Origin of the sequence: Nocardia sp. NBC_01499 (assembly GCF_045040275.1) — a bacterium.
Taxonomy (GTDB): Bacteria; Actinomycetota; Actinomycetes; order Mycobacteriales; family Mycobacteriaceae; genus Nocardia.
This window is the reverse complement of sequence record NZ_CP109426.1, coordinates 397,037-420,013: the sequence shown is the minus strand read 5'-3', so window position 1 is coordinate 420,013 and position 22,977 is coordinate 397,037. Positions and strand designations below refer to the sequence as shown.

The following is a 22,977-nucleotide window of genomic DNA, read 5'->3' as shown; positions in this document are numbered from 1 at the left end:
ACGGTGTTCGCGTTCGAAACTCATCGGTGGGCGGCCGAATTGCTGTGGCACTTGCCAAACCTAATGCTCCTAGTTTATAAACTAGTGGCCCTAGTTTGAGGAGTGGACATGATGGCACGAGCCGGGTTGACCGCCGAACGGATCACCCGCGCCGCAGCCGATCTCGCCGATGAGATCGGCTTCGACAGCGTGACGATGTCGGCGTTGGCCAAGAAGTTCGGCGTCAAGGACGCCAGTCTCTACTCGCATGTGAAGAACCTCCAGGAACTGCGGGCCCGGGTAGCCATGCTGGCCGCGGCCGAAAAGACCGCCCTGATCGCGGATGCCGTCGCGGGACGCGCGGGCCGCGACGCGCTCGCCGCGTTCGCCAATGCCTGGCGCGAGTACGCATTGCGGTATCCGGGGCGCTACTCCGCGACCCAGGCGCCCGTCGCTCCCGGACTGGTCGAGGCCGATCCCGGCGCGGTGCGCGGCATCGAACTCACCTACGGCATGCTGCGCGCCTATGGACTGACCGAACCCGACCTCACCGACGCGGTTCGATTGCTGCGCAGCACATTTCACGGTTACGCCGTCTTGGAGGCGACCGGCGGGTTCGGTCACTCGCGCGATACGGCGGAGTCCTGGGCACGCATCATCGACGCACTGCACGTCACGCTAGAGCAGTGGCCGGCCGAGAAGGAAAAGTGATGAGATCCGACACCCTGAAGGTTCCCGGCGCCACCCTTTACTACGAGGTGCGCGGCCACGGTCCCGTGCTGCTACTCCTGCCCGGCAGCGGTGGTGACGCGGCCGTGTTCGACCCGATCGCCGACACACTTGCCGAGCACTTCACCGTCGTCACGCTCGACCCGCGCGGCTACTCACGCAGTGTCCTCGACTCGGCCGAGCCGGTCGATCAGCAGGTCTCGGTGCAGCGCGACGACGCCTACCGCCTACTCGAAACCCTCACTCCCGCAGGCGAAGACGCCTACGTCTTCGGCGGAAGCGGCGGCGCGGTCGTCGCCATCGACCTGCTCGCCCACCATCCCGAACGTCTGCGCCTGGTCATCGCCCACGAACCACCGTGCTTCGCGGTGCTCCCCGATGCCGCCGCGCAGAAGGCGTTCGTCGACGAGGTGTACACACTGTTCCGCACCCAGGGGGTAGCGGCCGCGGGCGCCCGCTTCCTGGACGGCATCGGCGCAACCATGAAAGGCATGCCCGATCCCGCCGATCTCCCCCCACGCACCGCCGAAATGATCCACCGACTCCACGCCAACGCCGCCCCGATGATGGCCAACGAACTACGCCCCATCACCTCCTACCTCCCCAACGAGACCGCCCTCGCCACACTGACCGACCGCCTGATCCTCGCCGCAGGCCGAGAAACCCGCGGCCACCTCCCCCACCGCCCAGCCGCCACCCTCGCCGCCCACCTACACCTGCCCCTCACCGAATTCCCCGGCGGCCACAGCGGTTTCACCGATGCCCCCACCGAATTCGCCGACCAGCTGCTCGACCTACTACTGGCGGCCGAGAGGCAAATCCGCCCAATCCGGCGCTGAGGTCAGACGTCGGTGTACCGCCTCGCGAAGTATGCGCGAGTGTTCGTTGAAGGGTTCGCGCTGATCAAATCCGACACCGACTGGGCCGCGCCGGGACGACCGGGCCGCTGATTTTCCGTTGCCAACGTCGAACGATACTGTCCGTGAACGAGACCCACCGCTCAGTGACCGCATACGGCACCCGGCCGTTACTGTGCATGCGAGCGCCAGCCAATGCGTCTGCACGACATCGGCTTCTCGGACTGCGCCGCCACTTTGATCATCAAGCGGTTGCCCTCGCTCGGACGCCGGGGCTAGTGCTAACTCGACTCTTCCTGGGGGGCCTCGTTCCGGTCCTTGCGCGATCCGTCCGGATTGCGCGGCACGTCATCGTTGTTGAAGTCGTCGTCGCCGAAGCGGCTGGACAGGTGGATGCGTTCTTCTGGTGGGACGGCCTCTCGGCGTGCGTTGAAGTCGTCTAGCATCGCCATTTTCCGGGCGATTTCCTCGTCGGATCGTGGCGGTAGTCCGTCTTCCTCGCGTGAGGAGAAGCGGCGGCCTTTGTGGTATTCGGCCATGGCAAAGCTCCTTATCGTTCGAACATTTTGATGATGATTCGACCGGTGATCGGGTCGGGGGGCTCAACCTTTTGCACATCGAACGTGGTGCCGGGTTTGAAGGGCACTTCCTGTTCTGATGGTTTGCGCGCGAATTCCTCGATAGATTTTCCGTGTTCGGACACGATCTGAAATTCGACATCGCGGTCGAACGCTGCGGCTGGGGATCGCGAACTCGAGATGAATTGCGGTTCGGTGACCGAGCCACCTTCCTTATATACGGCCAGATCTTCGGGGGACAGATTCACACGGCGGGTGACCGGGCCCTGATAGTCAGGGAGTTTGTCGAGGGCTCTAACCGTCTCGTCTATCCGGAGTTGTTGTGCCCTGTTGATGTTGCCGGGTTCGCGACGCAGCATGTAGTTGAGCGCTTCGGCGTCGGGGCCGGTGTAGTTCCAGAGTGCGGCTCGGTCGGTGTCATCGAGTAGTTCGGCCGGTAGTGGGTCGCGTTTGGGTCTGAGTTTCCCGTTGGGGGCGAGTTCTTCGAGTTCTTCGCATTTGCGTTTGGCGCGGGCTAGATCCTGATCGAATTTCACTCCGGCACGTAGGTTGCGTTCGGTGCGCCAGTTCTCGATGATCAACGCATGGGTCGGGCGTAACGAGCGCAGATGGCGGCGGCACTGGCCAAACCGATCGCGGCACCGGCCCCGAAGGTGATAAAGCTGCTCGCGACCGAGATGGCGGCGGTGATCGTCAACTCTTGGAGCAGCGCGTCGCGGACCATCTCCAGTTGTTGTTTGAGCAACTCGCGCAGCTCATCGAGTGGCGCGCGGTGATCGCGGCACGACTGCGCCAATTCACCCATTCCGGTCAAGGTCGACTCTGCGGCAGCTTTGAGGGCGCGCAGGTCCTCATCGATGAACGATGCTTCTGGGGCGATCGCGTCTTGGAACGCGACAGCAGCGGCTTCGAGGATCGCGGGAAATCCCGCCGCACCCTCCGCCGTCCTGGCGCTGTCCCAGGTCAGTCCGGCGTTGGAGATGAGCGTTGCGTTGCCGTCCGGAATGGTGATGCCGATCTTCTCGACCAGCCCGAGACCGCCATCGACCAACCCCTGACCGGGGCCACCGGCTGAAGGTAGCGGCACCCGGCAAACGAGGACCGGATACATCGGGGCCGGGGGTTTGACCGGTGCGGGTCCAGCGTCGATGGTCGCGCCGTGCTCATCGAGGGCACGCTGATACCCCATCTCATTGAGCACGATGGCGTAGGAGTGGGCGGCGGTGGCGACCTTTTCGACCATTTTCAAGATCTCGGTCGCGCGCTGATCGTAGGACTTGGCCCAGTCCAGTGCATCGGAATACGACCCAGCCATGTGGTTCGCTTTTTCCAGCTCGGACCAGCGCGCATCGACCGCGGCCCACCACGCTGCCGCGCCCGCCGCGATCTTGGTTGCGGTGTCGTAGTAGACCGTGGTGTCGACGTCGAGGACGGTGCCGGTCACCGGTCGGCCTTACCGCCGCGGCCTAGCATTGCGCGATTGGCGGCGGTTCCGTTCTGGTAGGACGCGTGTGCTGCCGCGGCGGCGGCGCGCATTTTCTCTAGTCCTTCGGTCATGCGTGCGGCGGCGACCCATTCGCTATGCGCGGTGGCGTGGGCGTCGGCGGCCGCGCCGGTCCAGGTCGATTGCATCGTGGCGATGCGTTGGTCCAATTCGGTCAGAGAGTCGGATACGAACGCGTTGAGTGCCGCTACCTTGGCGGTGACGGTGTCCAGGTGTGCGAGGTCGACGCGATATTGATCGGTCATGTTGTGCTGTCCCCCAACGGGTCTCGGTGCGGAACGAGGGTCGTCAGGGCAGGTCCAATGAACTCAGCGCAGCGGCGGTGCCGGTGTCGGTGGCAGCGGTACGGTCGACCACGACGAGCAGGTCGGCCATGTCGGCGAGAGCTTCGAAGACGTCGAGGGCGCCGGCGTGCACCTCGTCCCACGCGGTGGCGTATGCGGTCGCCGCGGTGCCGCGCCAGCTCGTCTCGAGCGCGTTGACGTCGGCTGTCGCTGAACGCAGACCGCTGATGAGATTCTGCGCGGTGGTCTGCACATAGCGTCCGGCTTCGCTGACGTGCTCGGGAACCAGGTTGAGGGTGTTGGGTGCCGCAGTGGCGACGTTGTCGGTCACGGGGATGCTCGGGCTCAGGGGCAGTGTTGCAATGTTGGACGCGCCCACCTCGCCCATGGTTCCATCCGAATCTATCGGCCCTCAGCGGCGCCCCGGAAAGGGCGGGGCACGTTCAGTCGAGACAGAACTCGTTGCCCTCGATGTCCTGCATCACGAGGCATGACTCGTTGTCCTCATCGGCGAGCAGTAGTTGCAGGCGTGTTGCGCCGAGTGGGAGGAGTCGTGCGCACTCGGCTTCGAGGGCGGCGAGGCGCTCTTCACCGACGAGCCCGGTGCCGACGCGCACGCAGAGATGCACACGGTTCTTGACGACCTTGCCTTCGGGAACGCGCTGAAAGTACAGTCGCGGACCGACACCTGTGGGATCAACGGCCCCTGAACCCTCGGGCTGATGCTCGTACCCCAACACCTCGCACCAGAAACGCGCGACGCGTTCAGGTTCCGCGCAGTCGAAGGTGACTTGGAACTGCCTGACCGATGTCATCGGTCCACCATAGTGGCGTGTTATTCAGTGCGACAAATGATTTCGATGCGGTACGGCACCGCGCGGCTCGCCTGCAGCGGGGAGGCACTAGCGGTGTGTTGAACCGTGTGACCCGCGCAACTTCGCGTTGAGTCCGTGCGGCTCACCCGAATGGGGGAAGCGTGCTAACTCTGCGTTGAACCACGTAACTGCGCGTTGAGTCGTGCGGCCTGACGCGTGAGATGGTCACGTTCGGGCAGGCTGGGCGCCGATCGGGCCGCTTCGACGTAGAGCCGGGCCGCGGTCCCCGGATCACCGTCACGCTCATGGAGGTACGCGGCGACGGCGGCGTACCTAGGCAAAGCGGGGTCGAGCTCCGCCAAGGCGGCCAGACCGGCTCGCGGACCGTCGGCCTCGCCGACCGCGACAGCCCGATTGAGACGCGCCACCGGGCTGTCGGTGAGACGGACCAGTTCGTCGTACCACTCGACGATCTGCACCCAGTCGGTCTCCTCGGCCGTGCGGGCGTCGGCGTGCAGCGCGGCGATGGCGGCTTGGGCTTGGAACTCGCCGAGGCGGTCGCGGGCCAGGGCGGCCTGGAGCACGTCGACGCCCTCGGTGATCAGGCGGGTATTCCACCGGCTTCGGTCCTGCTCGGCCAGCGGCACGAGGCTGCCGTCGGTCCGGGTTCGTGCCTGGTGCCGGGCGTGGTGCAGCAGCATGAGCGCGAGCAGGCCCGCGACCTCCTCATGCTTGGTTTTGACCGCCAGTTGGCGAGTGAGCCGGATCGCCTCGGCGGCGAGATCGATATCGCCGGAGTAGCCCTCGTTGAAGACCAGGTAGAGCACGCGCAGCACGGTGGCGACGTCACCGGTTTGATTGAGACGCACACCCGAGACGGTCCGCTTGGCTCGGCTGATCCGCTGGGCCATGGTCGCTTCCGGCACGAGGTAGGCCTGTGCGATCTGACGCGTGGTCAGGCCGCCGACCGCGCGCAGTGTGAGCGCGACGGCCGAGGCCGGTGTCAGGGATGGATGCGCGCACAGGAAATACAGCTGGAGTGTGTCGTCGGCCGCCTCAGTCGGGCCGGGTGGCGGCTCGGCCTCGATCCGCTGCTCCCGTTCCCGGCGCGCGGCCTCGGAACGGTGGGCGTCGAGAAACTTGCGCCAGGCGACCGTGATCAGCCAGCCTTTCGGGTCGGCGGGCTGGTTGTCCGGCCAGCTCAGCGCGGCCTGGACGAGCGCTTCCTGCACCGCGTCCTCGGCAGTCGCGAAGTCGACTCCGCGATGCACGAGGACGCCGATCACCGCGGGCGTCAGTTCCCGCAGCAGCAGTTCGTCGATCATCCGATCTGTCCGATCATTCGGCAGCCGTCGGCCAGCGGCGGTTTGTCCGTCATCTGATCAGCCCGGTGATCGCTGGCCAGCAGCGATTTCATCCATCACTTGACCTACTCGGTGACCGTCGGCGCCGCGCCGAGGAACGGGCGCAGCTCGAGCCACTCGTGGATCGGTTTCCCACCGGCACCCGGAGCAGCGGACAACTCGGCGGCCAGTTCGAGCGCCCGCTCGTAGGTTTCGACGTCGATGATCACCCAGCCCGCGATCAGGTCCTTGGTCTCCGCGAATGGGCCGTCGGTGACCGGTGGCCGCCCCGTGCCGTCGGAGCGGACGAACGTGCCCTCGGGCGAAAGAGCCTGACTGTCGACGAACTCGCCGGTGCCCTCGAGTCGAGCGTTGAAGTCCAGCATGTACTGCACGTGGGCCGTAACTTCCTCCGGCGTCCACTGATCCATCGGCACATCGTTATCCGATGCTGGCGCTCCCCGGTAGTGCTTGAGCAACAGGTACTTGGCCATCATGTTCTCCTTCTGCGGTACGGCCCATTCTGGCCGTGTTCATTACAGGGACGAAGCCGCGCACGGATTCTCGACATCCTGCCGCGACCGATAGTCAGGCGCGTTGACGCTCTTCGCGCTGCCGGGCCAACTCCTCGACCGCGCTCGGCAACGTGGTCTCGAAGTCGATCAGCTTCGCCCACGTCGGGGTCACGACGATCCGGACCATGCCGTCATAGAGCGAACGCACCTCCGCCTCCCAATGGACCCGCTGCTCGGGCGTCATCTCGTAGCTGCCGTTCATCTGGAGATACTCGTCGGGGATGCCATCGACCACGTCCAGCTCGACCCGGCCGCGGATGAGCAGGATCTTGGGCGGATGCACCTCGGTGTCGATCGTCAGGGCAACCATCGGGTTTTTGCGCAACGCGGGGAGCTTCGGTGCGTTCTTCGACGTGCACAAGACGATCTCCGAGCCGTTCCACGCGAACGCGATCGGGATGCTGCGGGGCGTGCCGTCCTTGGCGATATAGGCCAAGCGGGTCAGGTCGCGGGACAACAGTTCCTGGCTGATCGGGCGGTTCAGGATTTCGGTGATCTCGTGCTGTTGCATGGTCTGCCTCTTTCGTAGCGCGGCCCTCGTGGCTGCTGATATCCCGGGGACGGAGCCAGCGTCACATTCTCGACATCCGAAGCGTGCGGATTTCTCGGACATGTTTCTGAACGTCCACCCGGGCGTGCCCGCCGCCGATCTCGCGCCGCCGAAGGGCGAAGTTGAACCTGGCCAGGCAGGGCGGCGTCGAACTCGGCCAGAGACACGGCGGCGCCGGACCCGGCCACGCAGGATGGCGCCGAATTCAGCTAGGCAAGGCGGCACTGAACTCGGCCAGGCAGGAGGGCGCCGAACTCGGCCAGGCGGGCGGCACTGAACTCGGCCAGACACGGCGGCACCGGACCCTGCCAAGCAGGAGGGCGTCGAATTCGGCCAGGCAGGGCGGCGTCGAATTCAGCTAGGCAGGGCGGCACCGAACTCGGCCAAGCAGGAGGGCGCCGGCCCCAGCCAGGCAGGGCGGCACTGAATTCGGCCAGACATGGCGGCGCCAGACCTGGTCACGCAGGATGGCACTGAATTCGGCCAGACATGGCGGCGCCAGACCTGGTCACGCAGGATGGCACTGAACTCGGCCAGACACGGCGGCGCCGAACTCGGCCAAGCAGGGCGGCGCCATCGGACAGACCCGGGGTCGACCGAACGCGGCTTCGCCTCGCCGACCCGATCACGCACGGCTGGGATCTCGCCCAGGCCACCGGAATTCCGGTATAGGTCCCCGCCCGAACTCGCCGAAGGGTCATTGACGTTCCTGCGCGGGTGGGACCCGGCAGGCAGGATGGCACTGAACTCGGCTAGGCAAGGCGGCGCCGAACTCGGCTAAGCAGCGCCGAATTCGGCTATGCCCGTGCCGAGCGTCCCGACGATGCGGCGGCCGCGCTCGCCGAGCATGAACCGCGCGCCCCTTCGCAGGTCGCCCTCCACACCCAATGCGAGGTCGGTCCCGATGCGCCGTATGCCCAGAGTCGCCGGTCAGCGCCTGGGCCGCAGCGGGTCTGCACTCAGAGTCGCGCATGCCCCAGATCGTAGGGCCCCAGCCACCAACGATCCGGAAAGTGTGCCTGCGCGCGGCAAGTAGGTGATCAACCAGTGTTGAGGCGAGTCAAAGGGTCGCTAAATGATCTGCAACAGCGACCCTTTGACTCGCCTCAACTCATGCGGTGAAGCCGAGGCTGCGGACCTGTTCGCGTCAATCCACGTGCACCGGAACAGGTTCCGGCCGACGCTTCCACTCCGGGATGGACAGGTACGTCGCGGCCCGCAGTGCCCATTCGACCGGTCCGTACCGGTGACTGCGCAACCACCAGGTACTCAGCGCCAATTGCGCGACATACGTGACCAGGGCGACGGCGATGACACCGGCCGGTGGGATCTTGTCGACCAGTGCGAACCCGTAACCGGTATAGATCACCATGAGCACGACGGACTGACCGATGTAGTTGGACGCCGCCATCCGTCCGGCGGGGGCCAGCCGCCCGATTACCTGTGCGGTGCGCGGTGATCGGGCGAGGCAGAGAATGCCTGCCATATAGGCGAAGGTCATCAGCGGATTGATGATTTCCTGCGCGCCGTCCCAGCCGGCGGGCGGGGTGATCCAGTCCATCAAACCCGCGAAGCTCACCGCCGACACCGGCAGACCGATCGCCAGTCCGCCGACGAGCACCCGAGGCGTCCAGCGCCGCAACGTTTCCCGATCGCTGAGCAGCTCTCGCTTGCCCGCCGCCATGCCGATCAGGAACATGCCGAAGGCGGTCATGCCCTGGGACAACCAGATCACGGCGATGAAGATGGGCGCGAGCCACATCTGGTTGGCGAACGTGTCGCCGAGGGTGCCGGTGTATCCGTCGTGGATCCGCTGCAGATCGAATGCGCTGACCAGCACGGAGACTCCGTCACCACCGTCGCTCGACAGTACGTTCCATCCGCACCACACCACATACAGCACCGCGCCGGTGATCACCGCGGTGCGCGGCGTCAGCTTCTTCAGCGGGATCAGGATCAGGCACAGGAACGCGTACAGGGTGAGGATGTCGCCGATCCACAGGAAGAACACGTGCGCGAGCCCGATCGCCAGCAACGCCAGGCAGCGCCGAAGCAACCGCGCGTTGGCCGAGACGCCCGCGCGCTGTGCCGCCGCGATCTGCAGGGTGAACGAGTAACCGAACAAGAACGCGAACAGCAGATAGAACCGGCCTTCGAACAAGGCTCCGATCGCCGCGCTCACCAGATGGTCGAATCGGCCGTCGAAGCGCAGTCGCGGATCGTCGCTCGTCCCGCCGAACGACCACAGCGTGGTCGCGACCATGACGTTGGTGATGAGGATGCCGAACAACGCGAAGCCGCGCAGTATGTCGACTTCGGCGATCCGTCGGCCCGAAGCGGTGGCGGGGAGAGCCGATTCGGTCATGGTGTGAAAGTAGCTTTCGGTACCGGCGTGACGCGTCCGTCGGCGGGCTGACAATCGCCATGACCTTGGGGGTGTCGCGGCTGCGACCTGCGGCGTATTGACATTCACCGTCGGGCGGTCACGCCAGGTCGGCGACCTCCAGATAGATCTGGTGCCCGACCGCGATCTCGGCCAGAAATCCTTGTGCGCCATCAGCGGACGCGGTCGCTGGGAACGCCGCGACCGCCAGTTCCCCTGCGCGCAAACGGGTACCGATGAACTCGCGTTGCCCGAGGATGATCGGCTGCGCCTGTGCGAAAGTCGGCCCGACGATCTCGTCCGCCAAGGGTTCGCCGAGTAGGTCGGTCACGGTTCCCGGGATGAGGCGGGCCGCGACGATCTGGTCGAAACTGGGTTGGCGGGTGATGTGGTGCGCCAGGTACATCCGGTCGGGCTGTCCGAAGCACAGGTGGGTGAGCAGTCCGCGGCCGCGTTCGCGCGTCGGGTCGAGTTCGGCGAAGTGGACGACGCGGCGCACCGTGACGAGCACGTCGGTGGCGAGCGTGGTGCCGCCGCGTCTGCCGCGGATCAAGGTGCCGCGGAACGATCCGCGGGGGCTCGGATATCCCGGGTCCAGTTCCGCGATAGGGAAATCCTCGGGATCGAAGGTGTGGATATCGGTGCGGCCGATCCGACGATCCGCGCCCAGTGCCCCGCTGCCCCGCTCATCGAACTCGACGGCGAGCAGTACCTGGAAGTTGTACGGCGCCTGGAACATCGGACGGTAGGAGAGGTAACAGTCCAGTCCGGTCCCGAAAACCACCATGCTGTGCAGCCCCGCACCCCCTGCCAATTCGGGCCGATGATGGTGTCCCGGCGCACGAATATGGATTGCGCTCACGACTGCACCTCGCTGGTACTCGGCTCCGTCATGACCGCACCAACGGCTGCGGCCTCGCCACGCTTCCTCATGACTCGACTGCCGCTCACCACAACAAAGGTTGCGCCTTCGCTACGCCTGCTCACGACTGCACCCCGCTGACACTCGCTCCGTCGTGACCGCCACAGCGGGTGCGCCTGCAGTTCGCCCGCTCACGACTGCCCCCTGCCGCTCGGGTCTATCGTGACCGCAACAATGGCTGCGCCTTCGGTTCGCTCGCTCATAGTGGGCTCCCTTCTCGCCACCATCACAGTGCCAAGAACTGATTTCGCTGCCACGAGTGCCGGACTACTCGAATCCCCTGGTACCGGCTACTCGGAAGGCGCAGTGAACTCCGCTCGAGCCCACAGGCTCCGGCGATCTGGGCCGTTTTCGGCTCGGCGCGCCGAGTCCCAAGTCGGCGCCGGTGATGCGCGAACGCATCGCGTGTAATTCGCGATGCTGCAGGCGGACCAGCGTTCACGGCATGTGAAGACGTGTGCAGGGACTCCCACGTATGCAGCTCTCCGGTCAACGTCGGCGCGGTCGATCCGTGAATGGCACCCGGTCTGCGGCAAATTCGAGAGCCTTTCGCCGGGGTGCGCCAGTCACGGGCAAGCGAGCCATGGATCGCGCTATGGCGCAAGACCAACGGGACTTGACGGCGGCACTTCACGAGTAGCGCCGCCGTCAAGTCCCGTTGGTCAACGGACGGTGAGTCAGGGATGGCGGGCTCACCCGCCGGTTTGTTACTTGTGGCGCAACCTGTTCCGGTATCCGCGGAGCACTCGGCGATCCGGCCGACGCGGTGGCGCGCCATGCCAACACGCAGCGCGCGCCAGACGACCATCATCGACGTTCAAGATCATGGGGAACTGGTGGCGGCAAAGTTCGAGAAGCCACCGCCACCAGTTCCCCATGATCTTGAACGGGCGCGTATTCAGCGAAGGCTGTCCCGGGTCCGAGATGACCATGCAGGTCAATGTGACGTGGCCATTACTTTCAGGTCTGGGAGGTTGCCGATGCGCTGGCTTGCCGGTCGACCCGGCGTGCTCGTCCGTGGTGATCCGGTGGCGCGCAGGCGGTCGCGGACCTCGGCGGGCATTTTGCGATGACCGGCCCCGGTGCTGATGCCTTGGTAGCTCGCGACCGAGCACTACTGTATTGCGGCCGGTTCGGCTATCAGGGATCGAGGCGAACGGTGCGCAACCCGGAAACTCCGGGCAGATCCACGACGCTGTGACGCACCGCCGCGACGCTGAGCACTTCCATGGTCCCGATCACGATGAGGAACAGTCCGAACACCAGCCCGAGCACATCCACCGAATTGAACGGCAGCACGCCGACCAGGATGCCGAGCACCATGGTGGCCAGGCCGAACACCTCTTGCCTTCCGCTGCCGACCAGGTTGTCCGCCCACACCGCGACCGTGGCGTGGCAGATCCCGCGAACCGACCAGGCCAGCCCGATCCAGAACGACAGCAGCAGTGCCGAATTGCCGCCGCTGAAACACAGCACGGCAAGCAGTATCGACACCACGCCACTTCCGAAGACGAGCACGCGCAGGGCGGGCGCGAACTTCGCACCGACCGCGATGATCATCTGCAGTCCGCCGTTGAGCAGTAGGTAGAGACCGAACAGCAGCTCCGCGGTCGGCAGCGACTTGTGTGGCCACACCGCTACGACCACACCCACGATCATCGAGCAGGCACCGGCCACCACTATCGCCTGCCGGGCACCCCCGGTCAGTGGTTCCGTACGCCCTTCGAGCTCGTTTTCGGGCATAGCTACATGATATGGCCGGTCGATGCGGTTAACCTCGTGTTTGCTTTCACTCGGTGCGCCGAGTGGGACGAGGGTTCGGATCGTCCGATGGCGTCCGCGCTACCGAGGGTCGGCGGCGGGCCACACCGATCGTGTTGTCAGGGTTGTGCGGTAAGGGTTTTCCAGAATCCGCAGTGGTGGTCGGTGTCGAAGGCGGTTGCGGAGACGGGGCCGGTGGCGTCGGGTTTGAACGACATCAGGTGCGGGTTGGTGCTGGTGTAGGCGGGCATGGCGGGCAGCCCCGAGGGGTCGGGGGTTCCGGTGAGCACGAATCGGGTCCAGTAGCGCACGAGTTGGTCGGTGAGGCTGTGCTGGGCGGCGGTCATCATGGCAGGATCGCCGAACGGAGCGCTCATCTGCCACAGGTAGGGCAGTTCGCTGGCATGGTAGGCGCCCAGCGGGAACGTACTCGGAGGTGCGGGTGGGGTGGGGTCGGCGAATTCGTAGCTGTAGGTGGGGGCGTGGGCGGCGAGTTGGGCGGCTTGGTCGCCGATGGCGCAGGTGGCTTGGTCGCTGAGGGCGCGGGTCGCGGCGATGACCGGTTGGGGGTATCTATCGAGGGGGTATTCGGCGGTGATCGCGGCGGTTTGGTCCTCGCGCAAGGGGAAGTCACTTGCCTGCGATATCTCGGTCAGTGCCTGCGGGTATCGGTCAGCGGTCAGGGTGGGTGTGCCGGGCATGCCGTAGATCAGCCAGGCGAACAGGGCGGATTCGTCGTGGTTGGCCCCGGTTATCACCGGGACATGAGCCAGGGCACCGTCTTTGAGCCCTTGTTCGGGGCTGCGTGGCAGGAACGGGGTGCCGACGGTCCCGAGGAACGGGATGCCGGTAAGGCCGTTGGTTTGCTGGGCTTGCGCGGTGAGGATGGCCGAGACGGGCAGCTCACGCAGGCAGGTCGCGGTGGTGGCCGGATCCGGGCAGCCGAGCCCGGTCGCGGTGGTGGTGGCGGCGGTTTCGGCGTCGCGTTCGGACTGCCACGGTACACAGGCTCCCGATTGCATGATCGCGGCGCGGAACAGCCCTGCCGAACCGGGTGCGGCCAGGTGGGTGCACACCGAATTCGAGCCCGAGGATTCTCCGGCGATGGTGACCTTGGCGGGGTCGCCGCCGAACGCGGTGATGTTGCGTTGCACCCATTTCAGGGCGAACTGCTGGTCTTGGAAGCCGTAGTTGCCGACATCACCGTTGGTGTCTTTTAGGGACTTGTCGGCCAGAAAGCCCAGGGTGCCCAGGCGATAGTTGATCGTGACCACGATCATCGGGCCTTCGGTGCCGGTCAGGAATTTCTGTGGGCCGTAGTCGCTGCCGGCGCCGCTGATCAGGGAGCCGCCGTGGATCCACACCAGCACGGGCAGGTCGGTGTGGGAACCGGCGGGGGTCCAGACGTTGAGGTTCAAACAGTCCTCGGTCATCGACCCCGGTGTGCCCGGGCCCGCGGCCTGCGGGCACATCGCACCCGGTGTGGTTGCCTCGCGCACTCCGCCCCAGCTCGCCGGTGCGGTAGGAGCGTGCCAGCGCAGCGCGCCGGTCGGCGCGGCGGCATACGGGATGCCCGCGAATTCGCGGTAGCCGGCCGGATCGACGCGCCCGCGCACGGCACCGGAGTCGAGGCCGACCACGTTCGAGCGGTCTGCCGGTGGATCCGGTGGGCTTGCGCACCCGGCCACCAGGGTGGCACCGGCGAGGAGGAGCAGTAGCGGTGTCGACCATCGGCGGGCTACTCGGGTCATGAACGGCTCCTTAGGGTTTCGGCACCCGTGGTGCGCGAGGGACGCCTATCCCGGGGATGGGTGGCGGTGAAGCGGCATGCAAGGGCGAGAGGTGCGGCCGGGCAACTCGAACGACGGCTGTCAGGGCGGGGTCGTGCGGGGCGCAGCACAGTCGTGTCGCCAGCGGTAGTCGACAGTCGAATCCGTTCTCGGGTTCAGCCTCAGCCAGTGCCGACACGTTTTAGCTCGCCAGTGCCGACGGGTTCGGGTTTGGCCGGTGCGGACGGGATTCGGCTTGGCCCAGTGCCGACGAGACTCGGCTCGACCGGTGCCGACAGGTTCGGGCTTGGCCGGTGCTGACGAGACTCGGCTCGGCCGGTGCTGACGAGGTTCGGGCTTGGCCGGTGCTGACGAGGTTCGGGCTTGGCCGGTGCTGACGGGACTCGGGCTCGGCCGGTGCTGACGAGGTTCGGGCTTGGCCGGTGCTGACGAGGTTCGGGCTTGGCCGGTGCTGACGGGACTCGGGCTCGGCCGGTGCTGACGAGGTTCGGGCTCGGCCGGTGCTGACGGGACTCGGGCTCGGCCGGTGCTGACGGGACTCGGGCTCGGCCGGTGCTGACGAGGTTCGGGCTCGGCCGGTGCTGACGGGGTTCGGGCTCGGCAGTGCCGACGGGACTCGGCTTGGCCAGTGCTGACGGGATTCCGCTTGGTCGGTGCTGATGGGATTCGGCTCGGCCGGTGCGCATGGACGGTGTCGATCGACGCCCATCGTCAGTGCATGTCTGCGCCGAGCACTGGATGCACTTCCAGCGCACAGGCATTGATGGTGGCCGGGACGGGTTGCGGGGTAGGTGAGTTCGGTGGGGTGACGCTTAGGTGGGTGTAGGTCGGGCAGGGATTGCCGTTGGCGTCGACTGCCATTCCCTCGACGATGGCCGATGCCGCACCGGTCGCGGTGGTGCTGCTGTCGGTCACGATGACGACCGGCGGTGTGTCGCGGTCGGGTGGGAGGCCGCCGAGGTATCCGCGGAGTGTGTGGTCGGCGCGGATCATGGGGCCGCCCTCGTCGGCTTCGATCTCGGGGTAGCCCGACAGCTCGCACGCCGGGCCGTTGGCCAGGCCGACGGTGATCCGCACGCCGCGGTGCGTCGCGCCGGGCGATACCGCGGCGGCGCTGAGCGCGAGTTGTCCAGGCGCGCAGGGCGCGACCGTGCTCGGCGGTGTGCCAGTAGCAGTACTGCCAACTCTCGGCGATGTGACGGCCCTCGGGGTACTGCCAATGCTCGGCGACGCGGCGACCGGAGTAGTGCCGACTCCCGACGACGCGGTGGCGGAGGCACTGCCGACACTCGACGATGCGTCAGTAGCACCCGGGGTGCTCGTGCATCCGGCGACTCCGACAAGCGCCGCACAGACGACAACTCGTGCGTACCGAATGGTCCGTTTCGACATGGGAATCACGTCCTTTCGTCATCGGAGCAGGCCATCCCCGCCGCTGCACGATCCGTGCGCCGTTCACTCCGACAAAGATATGGTCGCAGGCAGCGCGTCACGTGTCTCGTCGAGCCGACGACATGTCGGTGAACAACCTTGCGGCCGTTCACCTTTCGCCACCCCGCTAACTCTCCGCGTGACCGTCGAAGGACAGGAACACCCCGCGCACCGAGGATCCGTCCGGCAGCTTCCACGGCACGGTGACATGACCCGCGCCGGGCCGCTCGGACGACTCGTCACCGGGCCGCAGAATCCGGTTGACCCGAACGATCGCCGTACTGCCCGGCACCTGCGCACCGACCATGATGTCGGTGCGCACCGACCCGTCCTCGGCCGTCACCGGCTCCGATCCCAGTGCAGGAACGGCGATATCGGGTGTCGTCACGGCAACCGACTCATCCACCGCCCCACTGTCGTACTGCGCCTGGGGCAGTGCCGTTCCGCCGAGCAGCGCGAGAATCTGCGCCACCACCACCGGATCGCGGGTCCCGTCGTAGAGCCACCGTTGCCCGAGCACACCGTGCATCGACGTACCGATCAGCGCGTCTTCCGCACCCTCGAGCGGCGCGCCGCGATAGGCGAACGGCACCTGATACGTGACCGACTCATCCCTTGAACCATCGGTGACCGCCAGGAACTCGATCCCGACCGCACCATCCGGATCGTCGAGCCGGAAACCTCCGACTCGAGTCAGCACCGGCGTCGCGCCACCGCGGTACCACGGTCGAGTCGGCAACCACGAAGCCAACAACTCGACCTTGGTGGGAACCATCGTGGTCTCGTGGATTACGGCCATACTGCGAGTCCTCCTGCTCCGCGCCGCGCGACGCTGCGCATCGCAGTTTATGGGACCGAGACGACTGTTCCCTTGGTCTCCCACGATTTTCAGGGCTGCGCGGAGTCACTGGGTGGCCGAGCACGGCGTCCTCCAGGTGTTTCGTCTTGATCGCTCTGATGATCGGCGCGACCTTTCCGGCGGCGACCACGTCGTTGAGCGCGTTCATGGTCTCCTCGATCGGAGTCTCGCTGTCCCGGCGGTGAATCTGGTATATGTCTACGCGGTCGACGCCGAGCCGGTCGAGCGAGGCGTCGACGGCGGCCGTGATGTGCGACGACGTTCGGTGGGCACGCCGAACCTGGTGCGACAACGCATAATCCGCACCTGATAGTCCAGGTCGGTGCACCCCGAGTTGGGTTCGAACGGCTTACGCGCCCGTGTGACTGTCCAGTTCCGTGACCGCGACTGGCTTGCGGCGGGTTTCGGCGAGTAGTTCGTCGAGTTGCGCTTCGGCGCGTTCGGCGCGGGCGAGGGTTTGGGTGCGGGCTTCGTCGAGGGCTTCGATGCGGTGTGCGGCTTCGGCGCGGGCTTTGTCGATGGTGCTGGCGGCTTCGGCGCGGGCGGCGGCGATATCGGTGGCGGCGGTGCGGCGGATGTCGGCGAGTTCGGTGCGGGCCGTGTCGAGTTCGGCGCGGACCCTGCGCCATTCCTCGCGGGCCTCGTTCGCGGCTTCGATGCGTTCCATAGCTGCCTGCTCGGCGCGTTCGGTCGCGCGTTCGGCGTCGGCGGCGCGCTGGACGGCGAGGTCGCGTTCGGATTGCGCGGCGGCGACCTGGGCAGCGGATTCGCGTTGGGCGTTGGCGATTTCGGTTGCGACGCGGCGTTCGGCGCGTTCCACCTGCTCGGCCGAGTCCTTGCGGATGCGTTCGATTTCCTCGGCGGTTTCGCGGCGGGCGGTGCGGATGTCGGCCTCGGCTTCGCTGCGTGCGGCGAATACGTCATCGGCGGCTTGCCTGGTGGCACGCTCCATTTCGCGCAGGGCGTCGTCACGGGTGCTGTTGGCGTCGGCGACGGCGGCTTCGGCATGTTCGGCCGCACCGGCCGCGTCGTCGGCCGCGGCCTCGGCGAGCGCGCGTGCTTCCTCCGCCTCGCGGCGCGCCTGTTCGGCGGCGACGGTGGCCATTTCGGCTTCCGCGATACGCCGGGCGGCGTCGGCTTGCACCGCCTGGACCTGCGCTTCCGCGACGGAAGGGTCGCCAAGGGTGGATAGTTCGGCGACGGCGGCGTTGAGGGTGTTGCCCAATTGGTCGGCGAGCCCACGGAATTGGGTGAGCAGCTCATCGGCGCGGAGACGGGCGACGGTGACCGGACCTTGCTGCGTCACAGTGACGGAAGCGAGGGGTACCTCTGACTCCTGTTGTTGCCGTTGACGTTCCCGCCACGCGCGCCATCGCGTGTGGTCGGGGTGATCACAGTATTCGGAGGGGCGGCCGGGTCCCCCGCCGCGCGTGATCGGTCGAGCGCAGCCCGGATAGTTGCAGACGTTGGACACTGGAGAATCGTAGCGTTGGTTTCGTCACTATTGACGTATTCATACGAAACGAATTGTTCCGTGTCGCAAGAAGACTGATTCGCCGACGGCGATTCCTGACCGCCGATAAGTGAACATTATCGGCGGTCAGACTTGATCGACATTCCGAAGACTCCCCCAGATCGACTGGTTCTATTACGTTTACGTTTGGTCGCAACCAACGAAACGAAACGCCTACGAAACCTCTTAAAAACTATGCACCCATGTACGCCCGTACTACTTTCGTGAGTTCTCAGCAGATCTGGCAGTTCTCTCACGTATGTAGCGAGACGATGTCGCGATGCAACGTGAATCCAGCGCCGGAATCGGCGAGGTGACCGGCGCAGAAAGTAGCGGCGCTTAGCGGCCGAACAGGGACTTCAACCGCTCGGGGACGCGCTCACCCTGGATATGGTTCGCGGCCGCCTCGATGCGTTGCAGGTCGCCGGACGTCAATTCGACATCGAGCGCTCCCAGGTTCTCTTCCAAGCGATGCGGTTTGGTTGTGCCGGGGATCGGCACGAACCGCGGATTTCTGCGCCAGCACCCAGGCGAGAGCGATCTGGGCTGGTGTCGGCGATCAGGTACTTGATCTCGGGAATGGTGAGCGGGATGCGGCCAGGGTCGGGGGCGGGGCCTGGTCCGGGTGTGGTGGTTCGGGGGGCATAGTCGTCGGGGGTACCAGCAGAACCTCCCTTAGCCTGCGGACAGGACCTACGGTGAAGGGGTGACCACGATCGATCTGCGCACTGAGATCAAGGAATTCCTGAGTTCGCGTCGCGCGCGGATCACGCCCGAGCGCGCCGGACTGCCCGCCTACGGCGGCAACCGCCGGGTCAAAGGTCTGCGTCGCGAAGAGGTAGCTCTACTTGCGGGGGTATCGGTCGACTACTACGTGCGTATGGAGCGCGGCAGCCTCACCGGCGCCTCCGACGGAGTGCTCGACGCGTTGGCCGCTGCCTTGCACCTTGACGAGGCCGAGCGCGATCACCTATTCCACCTTGCGCGGCAGTCCAAGACGCCCAGCGGTGCACGCCGCCGGCGACCTGCCGTGACGGTGCGTCCGGCGCTTCAGCAGGTGCTCGACGCCATCACCGATGCGCCGGCGTGGATTTGCAACGGCCGTTATGACGTGCTGGCCATGAATCAACTTGCCCGCGCGCTGTATTCACCGGTGCTGGCCGACACGCGACGGCCGGCGAACACCGCGCGGTTCGTGTATCTGGATCCCGAAGCGGCAAAAACGTTCTTCGTCGACTATGACCGAATCGCCTGCGATGTGGCCGCGAAGCTACGCATGGAAGCGGGACGCAATCCGCACGACGAGGAGCTGATCGCCCTAGTCGGTGAATTATCAACACGCAGTGAACTATTCCGGCAGCGGTGGGCATCTCGGGACGTGCGGCTCCATCGGTCCGGACGCAAGCGTGTGCACCATCCGGTAGTGGGCCAGCTCGACATGGACGTCGAGGCGATGGAGCTGCCCGCCGAACCCGGCCTGCTCCTGACCGTCTACACCGCGCCCGCTGGCACGGCGACCGCAGATGGTCTAGCCCTATTGGCGTCGTGGGCGGCTAGCCAGGAAAGGCTAGCGACCGAAATCCAAGCACTCAGCTGATATCCCGACCTCTTCAGTCCGAGTCAGCGCTGAACGATCGGTGAGAGCGTCGGGCCCAACTCGCAGGACCGCTGTTCGATGGTGGCCCGCGCCGAGCCGATGATCCGCTCGATCGGGCCGGGTGGCTCCAAGCGCTCGGCGCGGCAGCACGCGAGTACATCCGCGACAGGACGCTGGAAGGTCACGAGTCGGCGCGGGCAAAACCATCGGTGGTGCCGCTGCTGCCGTCCTGCGGATGCCGCGAGAGCATGACGAGCCAGACGCGGTGGCTGAACGTCGCTGTGCGGCACCCGTCGCCGCGGCTGCGGATCAGGCGGGCATTTCTGCGGAATTCGCTGTACGACAGGGAGGTTACGCGTGGTCTGCGGCGGCGTCGATCTCGGCCATATGCTCTTCCGCCCATGCCCGCAGTGCGGCCAGAGGATTTTCCAGGGAGAGCCCGAGATCGGTGAGGCGATAGTGCACGCGTGGCGGAACGGTGGGTTCGACGCGGCGGGCGACCAGCCCGTCGCGGGACAGGTTTTGCAGAGTGACCGACAGCATCTTCTGCGAGACGCCGGGCATCCGACGCCGCAGTTCGGCGAAGCGCACCTCCTCGGGCGCGGCCTCGGCGAGGAGTTTCACCACCATGGACACCCATTTGGTGCCGAGCCGATCGAGTAGCCGACGGGTCGGGCAGCCAGGAGCGAACAGATCCCCGCGCGGTCCTGTGCTGGTTCGGGTAGTCACCTGGAGCTCACCACCTGTCTCGAAAGTGCCGTCTTGGCAGGCTATCCCAGGTTACCTACGGTCAGCTAGTAACCGATGGTAACCGAATGGCGGAGGATCGAATGTCGCACGAACTGCCCGATCTCACAGTGCGGATGGTGGCAACCAACGGCATCGAAGCGAACGTGGCGATCGCCGGCACCGGACCGGCAGTCCTGCTGCTGCACGGCTTTCCACACACCTGGCAGCTGTGGCGCGAGGTGATGGGCCCACTCGCGCAACGACACCGGGTGATCGCGCCGGACCTGCGCGGCCTCGGCGCCAGCACGCGAGCACAGATCGGCTACGACGCGGACACGCTTGCCAGCGACGCCGAGGGGCTGCTCGACGCCCTCGGGGAAACCAGCGCCTCCGTCGTCGCGATCGATGCCGGTGCTCCGCCGGCGTTCCTCTTGGCGATGCGGCGGCCCGAACGAGTCAACCGGCTGGTACTGATGGAATCGTTGCTCGGCACGCTGCCCGGTGCCGAAACCTTTCTGGCCGGTGGGCCGCCCTGGTGGTTCGGTTTTCACGCGGTGCCGGGTCTTGCCGAAAAAGTCCTTGCCGGAAACGAATCCGACTACCTCGACTGGTTTCTGGCGACCGGCACCCACGGCCGCGGCATACCCGCGGAAACCCGCGATGCCTTCGTCGCCGCCTACACGGGCAGTGATTCCTTGCGGTGTGCGTTCTCCTACTACCGGGCGATGCCAACCAGCGCCGGGCAGATCCGGCAGGCTGTCGACACCGCCCGGCTCACCATGCCGACCATGGCCATCGGATCCCACCCGGTCGGAACCGCACTCGAAAACCAACTCCGTCCGATCGCCGACACCCTGACCGGGCACGTGATCGAGGACTGTGGCCACATCATCCCCCTCGACCGCCCGGCGAAACTGGTGCCGTTGCTCATCGACTTTCTCGATTTCTGAGGGCCAGAGCCGCAAACGGCAGCCCCCACAAATGGCGCTCCCGGAGTGCGGTCCGATCGATAGGCTGTGCACGCAATTCGCCGTGACTCGGAAGGACTCCGCATGCTCCGTTCACGGAGGTCCGCCGCGGCTGCGATGTCGACGGTGACCGCGATGGTGGCCGCGCTGGTGCTGACCGCGCCTGCCACGATCACCGATTTCGCGGTGAAGTCGCCGGATGATTCGCCGGCCTTCGTCGCGGACTGTGCCTACCTCGCGCGGGCGACGGCTGAGCCAGGTGCCTACGTGAGTTTCGACGATAGTCAGGACGGCGAGTTCGATCCGCCGAGCGCGATCAAGACCAGCGTCGACGGTAACGTCCTCGCCAAGTGGACGCCGCACACCGCTGGTTTGCACACGCTGCGCGCCGTGCAGGTCGGCGGTGGTGAACAGGTCATCAGGATCGAGGTCGGCTCCGGCAGTACCGAGGAGTGTGCCTCGTTCGTCATGATGCGGGCGGATCATGAATAGCATTGCCCCCGAACCCGTTTCGAAGCTCCGCTGCAGATCTGGCCGCGCAGCATTCGCAGCAGGCGGTCGAGGACGCGTCCGCTACTGGCGCGAAGCCCGTCGTGCTCGTACTCGTTGGTCGCCCACAGCCGTAGGCCCCTGATGGTCGCCGCGGTCTGCAGCGAGTAAGTGGCATCGACGTACATGTCGTCGAGGTAGACGGCGGCGGCCACGGGGACGTCGTTCGCGGCCAAGCGCTGAGGATCGTAGAGGTCGGGCCAGTCCTCGCGGGCGAACAACACCTCGGCGGGATCGCGCAGGGGCGCGAGACAGGGTTGGTCGAAGTGGCACCGGTAGGTCATCTCGCCGGTGAACAGCACCGGGTCGTCCCCGGCCAACGCCATGCGCGCGTCGAACTGGGGGAACTCGCCGCGCACCCGCTCAGCCGCCCAGTTCGTCGCGCCGGTGCCGCGCTGGGCGTAGGTGAGTTCATGCATGAGCGGGTTCAGCGGCAGTTGGGCGTAGCTGAGGGAAGCCGCGGCGCGGGCGAGGAAGCTGTCGGACAGCTCCGCTCCGGCCCAGGGGCCTTCGAGAAGGTAGTGCAGCACGTCCGCGCCGTCGCTCGTGCCGAGCATCAGCCCGAGCGACTGGAAGGCCTCGACGGTGAGTAAGGATCCGTCCGGCAGTGGTGCCGGACGCTCGATCAGGTGCGCGGCGAGGCGGCGGACCGAGGCGGCGTCCTGCGGGTACCAGCGATAGTAGGCGGTGTTCTTGCGGTGCACGCGTGGATAGGTGGCGCGATAGACCTCGTCGGCGTTGACGCGCAGACCGGGAAGACCGCCGGTGATGATTGCCTCGCGCAGGCCCTCGGGCGCGAACGAGAGGTAGGTGACGGTGCACATGCCGCCGAAGCTCTGGCCGAGCACCGACCACGGTTCGTCGGTCAGTTCGCGCCTGATCAGTTCGGCGTCGCGGACGATGGCGTCGGCGCGGAAATGGGTGAGGTAGTCGGCCTGCGCGGCGGGCTCGCCACGGGCCGGGAGCGTTTGCCGGGTGATCGGCGTGGAGCGGCCCGTGCCGCGCTGGTCGAGCAGTAGGACGCGGTAGTCGTCGAGTGCGCGGTCCAGCCAGGAGTCCCGGCCGACCGGACGCGGCGGCACCATGCCGGGGCCGCCTTGCAAATACAGCAGCCAGGGAAGCCGCTCGCGCTCGCGTCCGGTGGCCACCACCTCGCGAGCGTAGATCTCGATGTGCTCGCCCTCCGGCCGATCATGGTCGAGGGGGACGGAGAAGAGATGATCGGTCAGCGTGACACCGGGCATAGAAGGCTCCTTTGCGG

The 22,977-nt window shown here is 66.3% G+C and carries 25 protein-coding genes and 1 pseudogene; 6 read left to right on the top strand and 20 right to left on the bottom strand.

Features of this window, described 5'->3' with window-relative positions; all coding sequences use genetic code 11:
- Positions 1-108: 108 nt before the first annotated feature.
- Together OG203_RS01875 and OG203_RS01870 are read left to right on the top strand one after the other, a co-directional pair.
- Complete coding sequence (locus tag OG203_RS01875) at positions 109-690, top strand: TetR/AcrR family transcriptional regulator (RefSeq protein ID WP_405163897.1); 582 nt, start codon at positions 109-111, stop codon at positions 688-690.
- Positions 690-1,547: an alpha/beta fold hydrolase gene (locus OG203_RS01870; protein ID WP_405163896.1), complete on the top strand. Its 858-nt coding sequence runs from the start codon at positions 690-692 to the stop codon at positions 1,545-1,547. Before OG203_RS01875 ends, OG203_RS01870 begins: the two co-directional genes overlap by 1 nt.
- A 299-nt stretch (positions 1,548-1,846) precedes the next feature.
- Here the strand turns inward: OG203_RS01870 and OG203_RS01865 are convergent, their stop codons facing one another.
- From OG203_RS01865 to OG203_RS01825, 9 genes are all read right to left on the bottom strand, one after another.
- Positions 1,847-2,104, bottom strand: a complete 258-nt coding sequence (locus tag OG203_RS01865; RefSeq protein WP_405163895.1) for a hypothetical protein — start codon at positions 2,102-2,104, stop codon at positions 1,847-1,849.
- Positions 2,105-2,115: 11 nt separating this feature from the next.
- Positions 2,116-2,724: an ADP-ribosyltransferase domain-containing protein gene (locus OG203_RS01860; protein WP_405163894.1), complete on the bottom strand. Its 609-nt coding sequence runs from the start codon at positions 2,722-2,724 to the stop codon at positions 2,116-2,118.
- A complete protein-coding gene (locus OG203_RS01855; protein WP_405163893.1) occupies positions 2,721-3,587 on the bottom strand; it encodes a hypothetical protein in 867 nt (288 codons plus the stop codon). Before OG203_RS01855 ends, OG203_RS01860 begins: the two co-directional genes overlap by 4 nt.
- A complete protein-coding gene (locus OG203_RS01850; protein WP_405163892.1) occupies positions 3,584-3,892 on the bottom strand; it encodes a WXG100 family type VII secretion target in 309 nt (102 codons plus the stop codon). The genes OG203_RS01855 and OG203_RS01850 overlap by 4 nt, the downstream gene beginning before the upstream one ends.
- 43 nt (positions 3,893-3,935) lie before the next feature.
- Positions 3,936-4,262 (bottom strand): WXG100 family type VII secretion target, encoded by a 327-nt coding sequence (locus OG203_RS01845; RefSeq protein WP_405163891.1) that lies wholly within the window; start codon positions 4,260-4,262, stop codon positions 3,936-3,938.
- 112 nt (positions 4,263-4,374) lie between these two features.
- Positions 4,375-4,746 (bottom strand): VOC family protein, encoded by a 372-nt coding sequence (locus OG203_RS01840; protein ID WP_405163890.1) that lies wholly within the window; start codon positions 4,744-4,746, stop codon positions 4,375-4,377.
- Positions 4,747-4,910: 164 nt separating this feature from the next.
- Positions 4,911-6,068 carry an RNA polymerase sigma factor gene (locus tag OG203_RS01835; protein WP_405167750.1) on the bottom strand — a complete coding sequence of 386 codons (1,158 nt, stop codon included), beginning with the start codon at positions 6,066-6,068 and terminating at the stop codon, positions 4,911-4,913.
- A 107-nt stretch (positions 6,069-6,175) separates the two neighbouring features.
- Complete coding sequence (locus OG203_RS01830; RefSeq protein ID WP_405163889.1) at positions 6,176-6,583, bottom strand: YciI family protein; 408 nt, start codon at positions 6,581-6,583, stop codon at positions 6,176-6,178.
- A gap of 94 nt (positions 6,584-6,677) precedes the next feature.
- Positions 6,678-7,175 carry a pyridoxamine 5'-phosphate oxidase family protein gene (locus tag OG203_RS01825; RefSeq protein ID WP_405163888.1) on the bottom strand — a complete coding sequence of 166 codons (498 nt, stop codon included), beginning with the start codon at positions 7,173-7,175 and terminating at the stop codon, positions 6,678-6,680.
- Between the two features lie 161 nt (positions 7,176-7,336).
- Between OG203_RS01825 and OG203_RS01820 the strand changes: the two genes are divergently transcribed.
- A complete protein-coding gene (locus OG203_RS01820) occupies positions 7,337-7,576 on the top strand; it encodes a hypothetical protein (protein WP_405163887.1) in 240 nt (79 codons plus the stop codon).
- A 785-nt stretch (positions 7,577-8,361) separates the two neighbouring features.
- Here OG203_RS01820 and OG203_RS01815 read toward each other — a convergent pair.
- The 9 genes and pseudogenes from OG203_RS01815 to OG203_RS01775 all read right to left on the bottom strand — a co-directional run bounded on the left by OG203_RS01815 (position 8,362) and on the right by OG203_RS01775 (position 18,341).
- A complete protein-coding gene (locus OG203_RS01815) occupies positions 8,362-9,579 on the bottom strand; it encodes a DUF418 domain-containing protein (protein WP_405163886.1) in 1,218 nt (405 codons plus the stop codon).
- A gap of 118 nt (positions 9,580-9,697) precedes the next feature.
- Entirely contained in the window at positions 9,698-10,459 is a 762-nt protein-coding gene (locus OG203_RS01810) for a hypothetical protein (protein ID WP_405163885.1), read from the bottom strand.
- Between the two features lie 1,200 nt (positions 10,460-11,659).
- A complete protein-coding gene (locus OG203_RS01805) occupies positions 11,660-12,262 on the bottom strand; it encodes a DUF308 domain-containing protein (protein WP_405163884.1) in 603 nt (200 codons plus the stop codon).
- 137 nt (positions 12,263-12,399) lie between these two features.
- Entirely contained in the window at positions 12,400-14,031 is a 1,632-nt protein-coding gene (locus OG203_RS01800) for a carboxylesterase/lipase family protein (protein ID WP_405163883.1), read from the bottom strand.
- A 750-nt stretch (positions 14,032-14,781) separates the two neighbouring features.
- Positions 14,782-15,462 carry a DUF4232 domain-containing protein gene (locus OG203_RS01795; RefSeq protein WP_405163882.1) on the bottom strand — a complete coding sequence of 227 codons (681 nt, stop codon included), beginning with the start codon at positions 15,460-15,462 and terminating at the stop codon, positions 14,782-14,784.
- 166 nt (positions 15,463-15,628) lie between these two features.
- Entirely contained in the window at positions 15,629-16,300 is a 672-nt protein-coding gene (locus tag OG203_RS01790) for a maltokinase N-terminal cap-like domain-containing protein (RefSeq protein WP_405163881.1), read from the bottom strand.
- A gap of 220 nt (positions 16,301-16,520) precedes the next feature.
- Positions 16,521-16,688 (bottom strand): annotated as a pseudogene (locus OG203_RS01785) (aldo/keto reductase); the annotation flags it as partial.
- Positions 16,689-16,709: 21 nt separating this feature from the next.
- Positions 16,710-17,666 carry a hypothetical protein gene (locus OG203_RS01780; RefSeq protein ID WP_405163880.1) on the bottom strand — a complete coding sequence of 319 codons (957 nt, stop codon included), beginning with the start codon at positions 17,664-17,666 and terminating at the stop codon, positions 16,710-16,712.
- Between the two features lie 546 nt (positions 17,667-18,212).
- Positions 18,213-18,341, bottom strand: a complete 129-nt coding sequence (locus OG203_RS01775; protein ID WP_405163879.1) for a hypothetical protein — start codon at positions 18,339-18,341, stop codon at positions 18,213-18,215.
- Positions 18,342-18,579: 238 nt separating this feature from the next.
- On the opposite strand from OG203_RS01775, the gene OG203_RS01770 reads away from it, so the two are divergent.
- The gene (locus OG203_RS01770) at positions 18,580-19,470 is read left to right on the top strand and encodes a helix-turn-helix domain-containing protein (RefSeq protein ID WP_405163878.1); all 891 of its coding nucleotides are present in this window, start codon (positions 18,580-18,582) and stop codon (positions 19,468-19,470) included.
- A gap of 351 nt (positions 19,471-19,821) precedes the next feature.
- Here the strand turns inward: OG203_RS01770 and OG203_RS01765 are convergent, their stop codons facing one another.
- Complete coding sequence (locus OG203_RS01765) at positions 19,822-20,199, bottom strand: winged helix-turn-helix transcriptional regulator (protein WP_405163877.1); 378 nt, start codon at positions 20,197-20,199, stop codon at positions 19,822-19,824.
- Between the two features lie 86 nt (positions 20,200-20,285).
- Here OG203_RS01765 and OG203_RS01760 point away from each other — a divergent pair, with 86 nt between their 5' ends.
- Both OG203_RS01760 and OG203_RS01755 read left to right on the top strand, forming a co-directional pair.
- Positions 20,286-21,149: an alpha/beta fold hydrolase gene (locus OG203_RS01760; RefSeq protein WP_405163876.1), complete on the top strand. Its 864-nt coding sequence runs from the start codon at positions 20,286-20,288 to the stop codon at positions 21,147-21,149.
- A 102-nt stretch (positions 21,150-21,251) separates the two neighbouring features.
- On the top strand, positions 21,252-21,659 hold the full coding sequence (locus OG203_RS01755) for a hypothetical protein (protein ID WP_405163875.1): 408 nt from the start codon (positions 21,252-21,254) through the stop codon (positions 21,657-21,659).
- On the opposite strand, the gene OG203_RS01750 is transcribed toward OG203_RS01755, so the two are convergent.
- A complete protein-coding gene (locus tag OG203_RS01750) occupies positions 21,650-22,960 on the bottom strand; it encodes an alpha/beta fold hydrolase (protein WP_405163874.1) in 1,311 nt (436 codons plus the stop codon). The two genes, OG203_RS01755 and OG203_RS01750, sit on opposite strands and share 10 nt — an antisense overlap.
- Between the last annotated feature and the right edge of the window lie 17 nt (positions 22,961-22,977).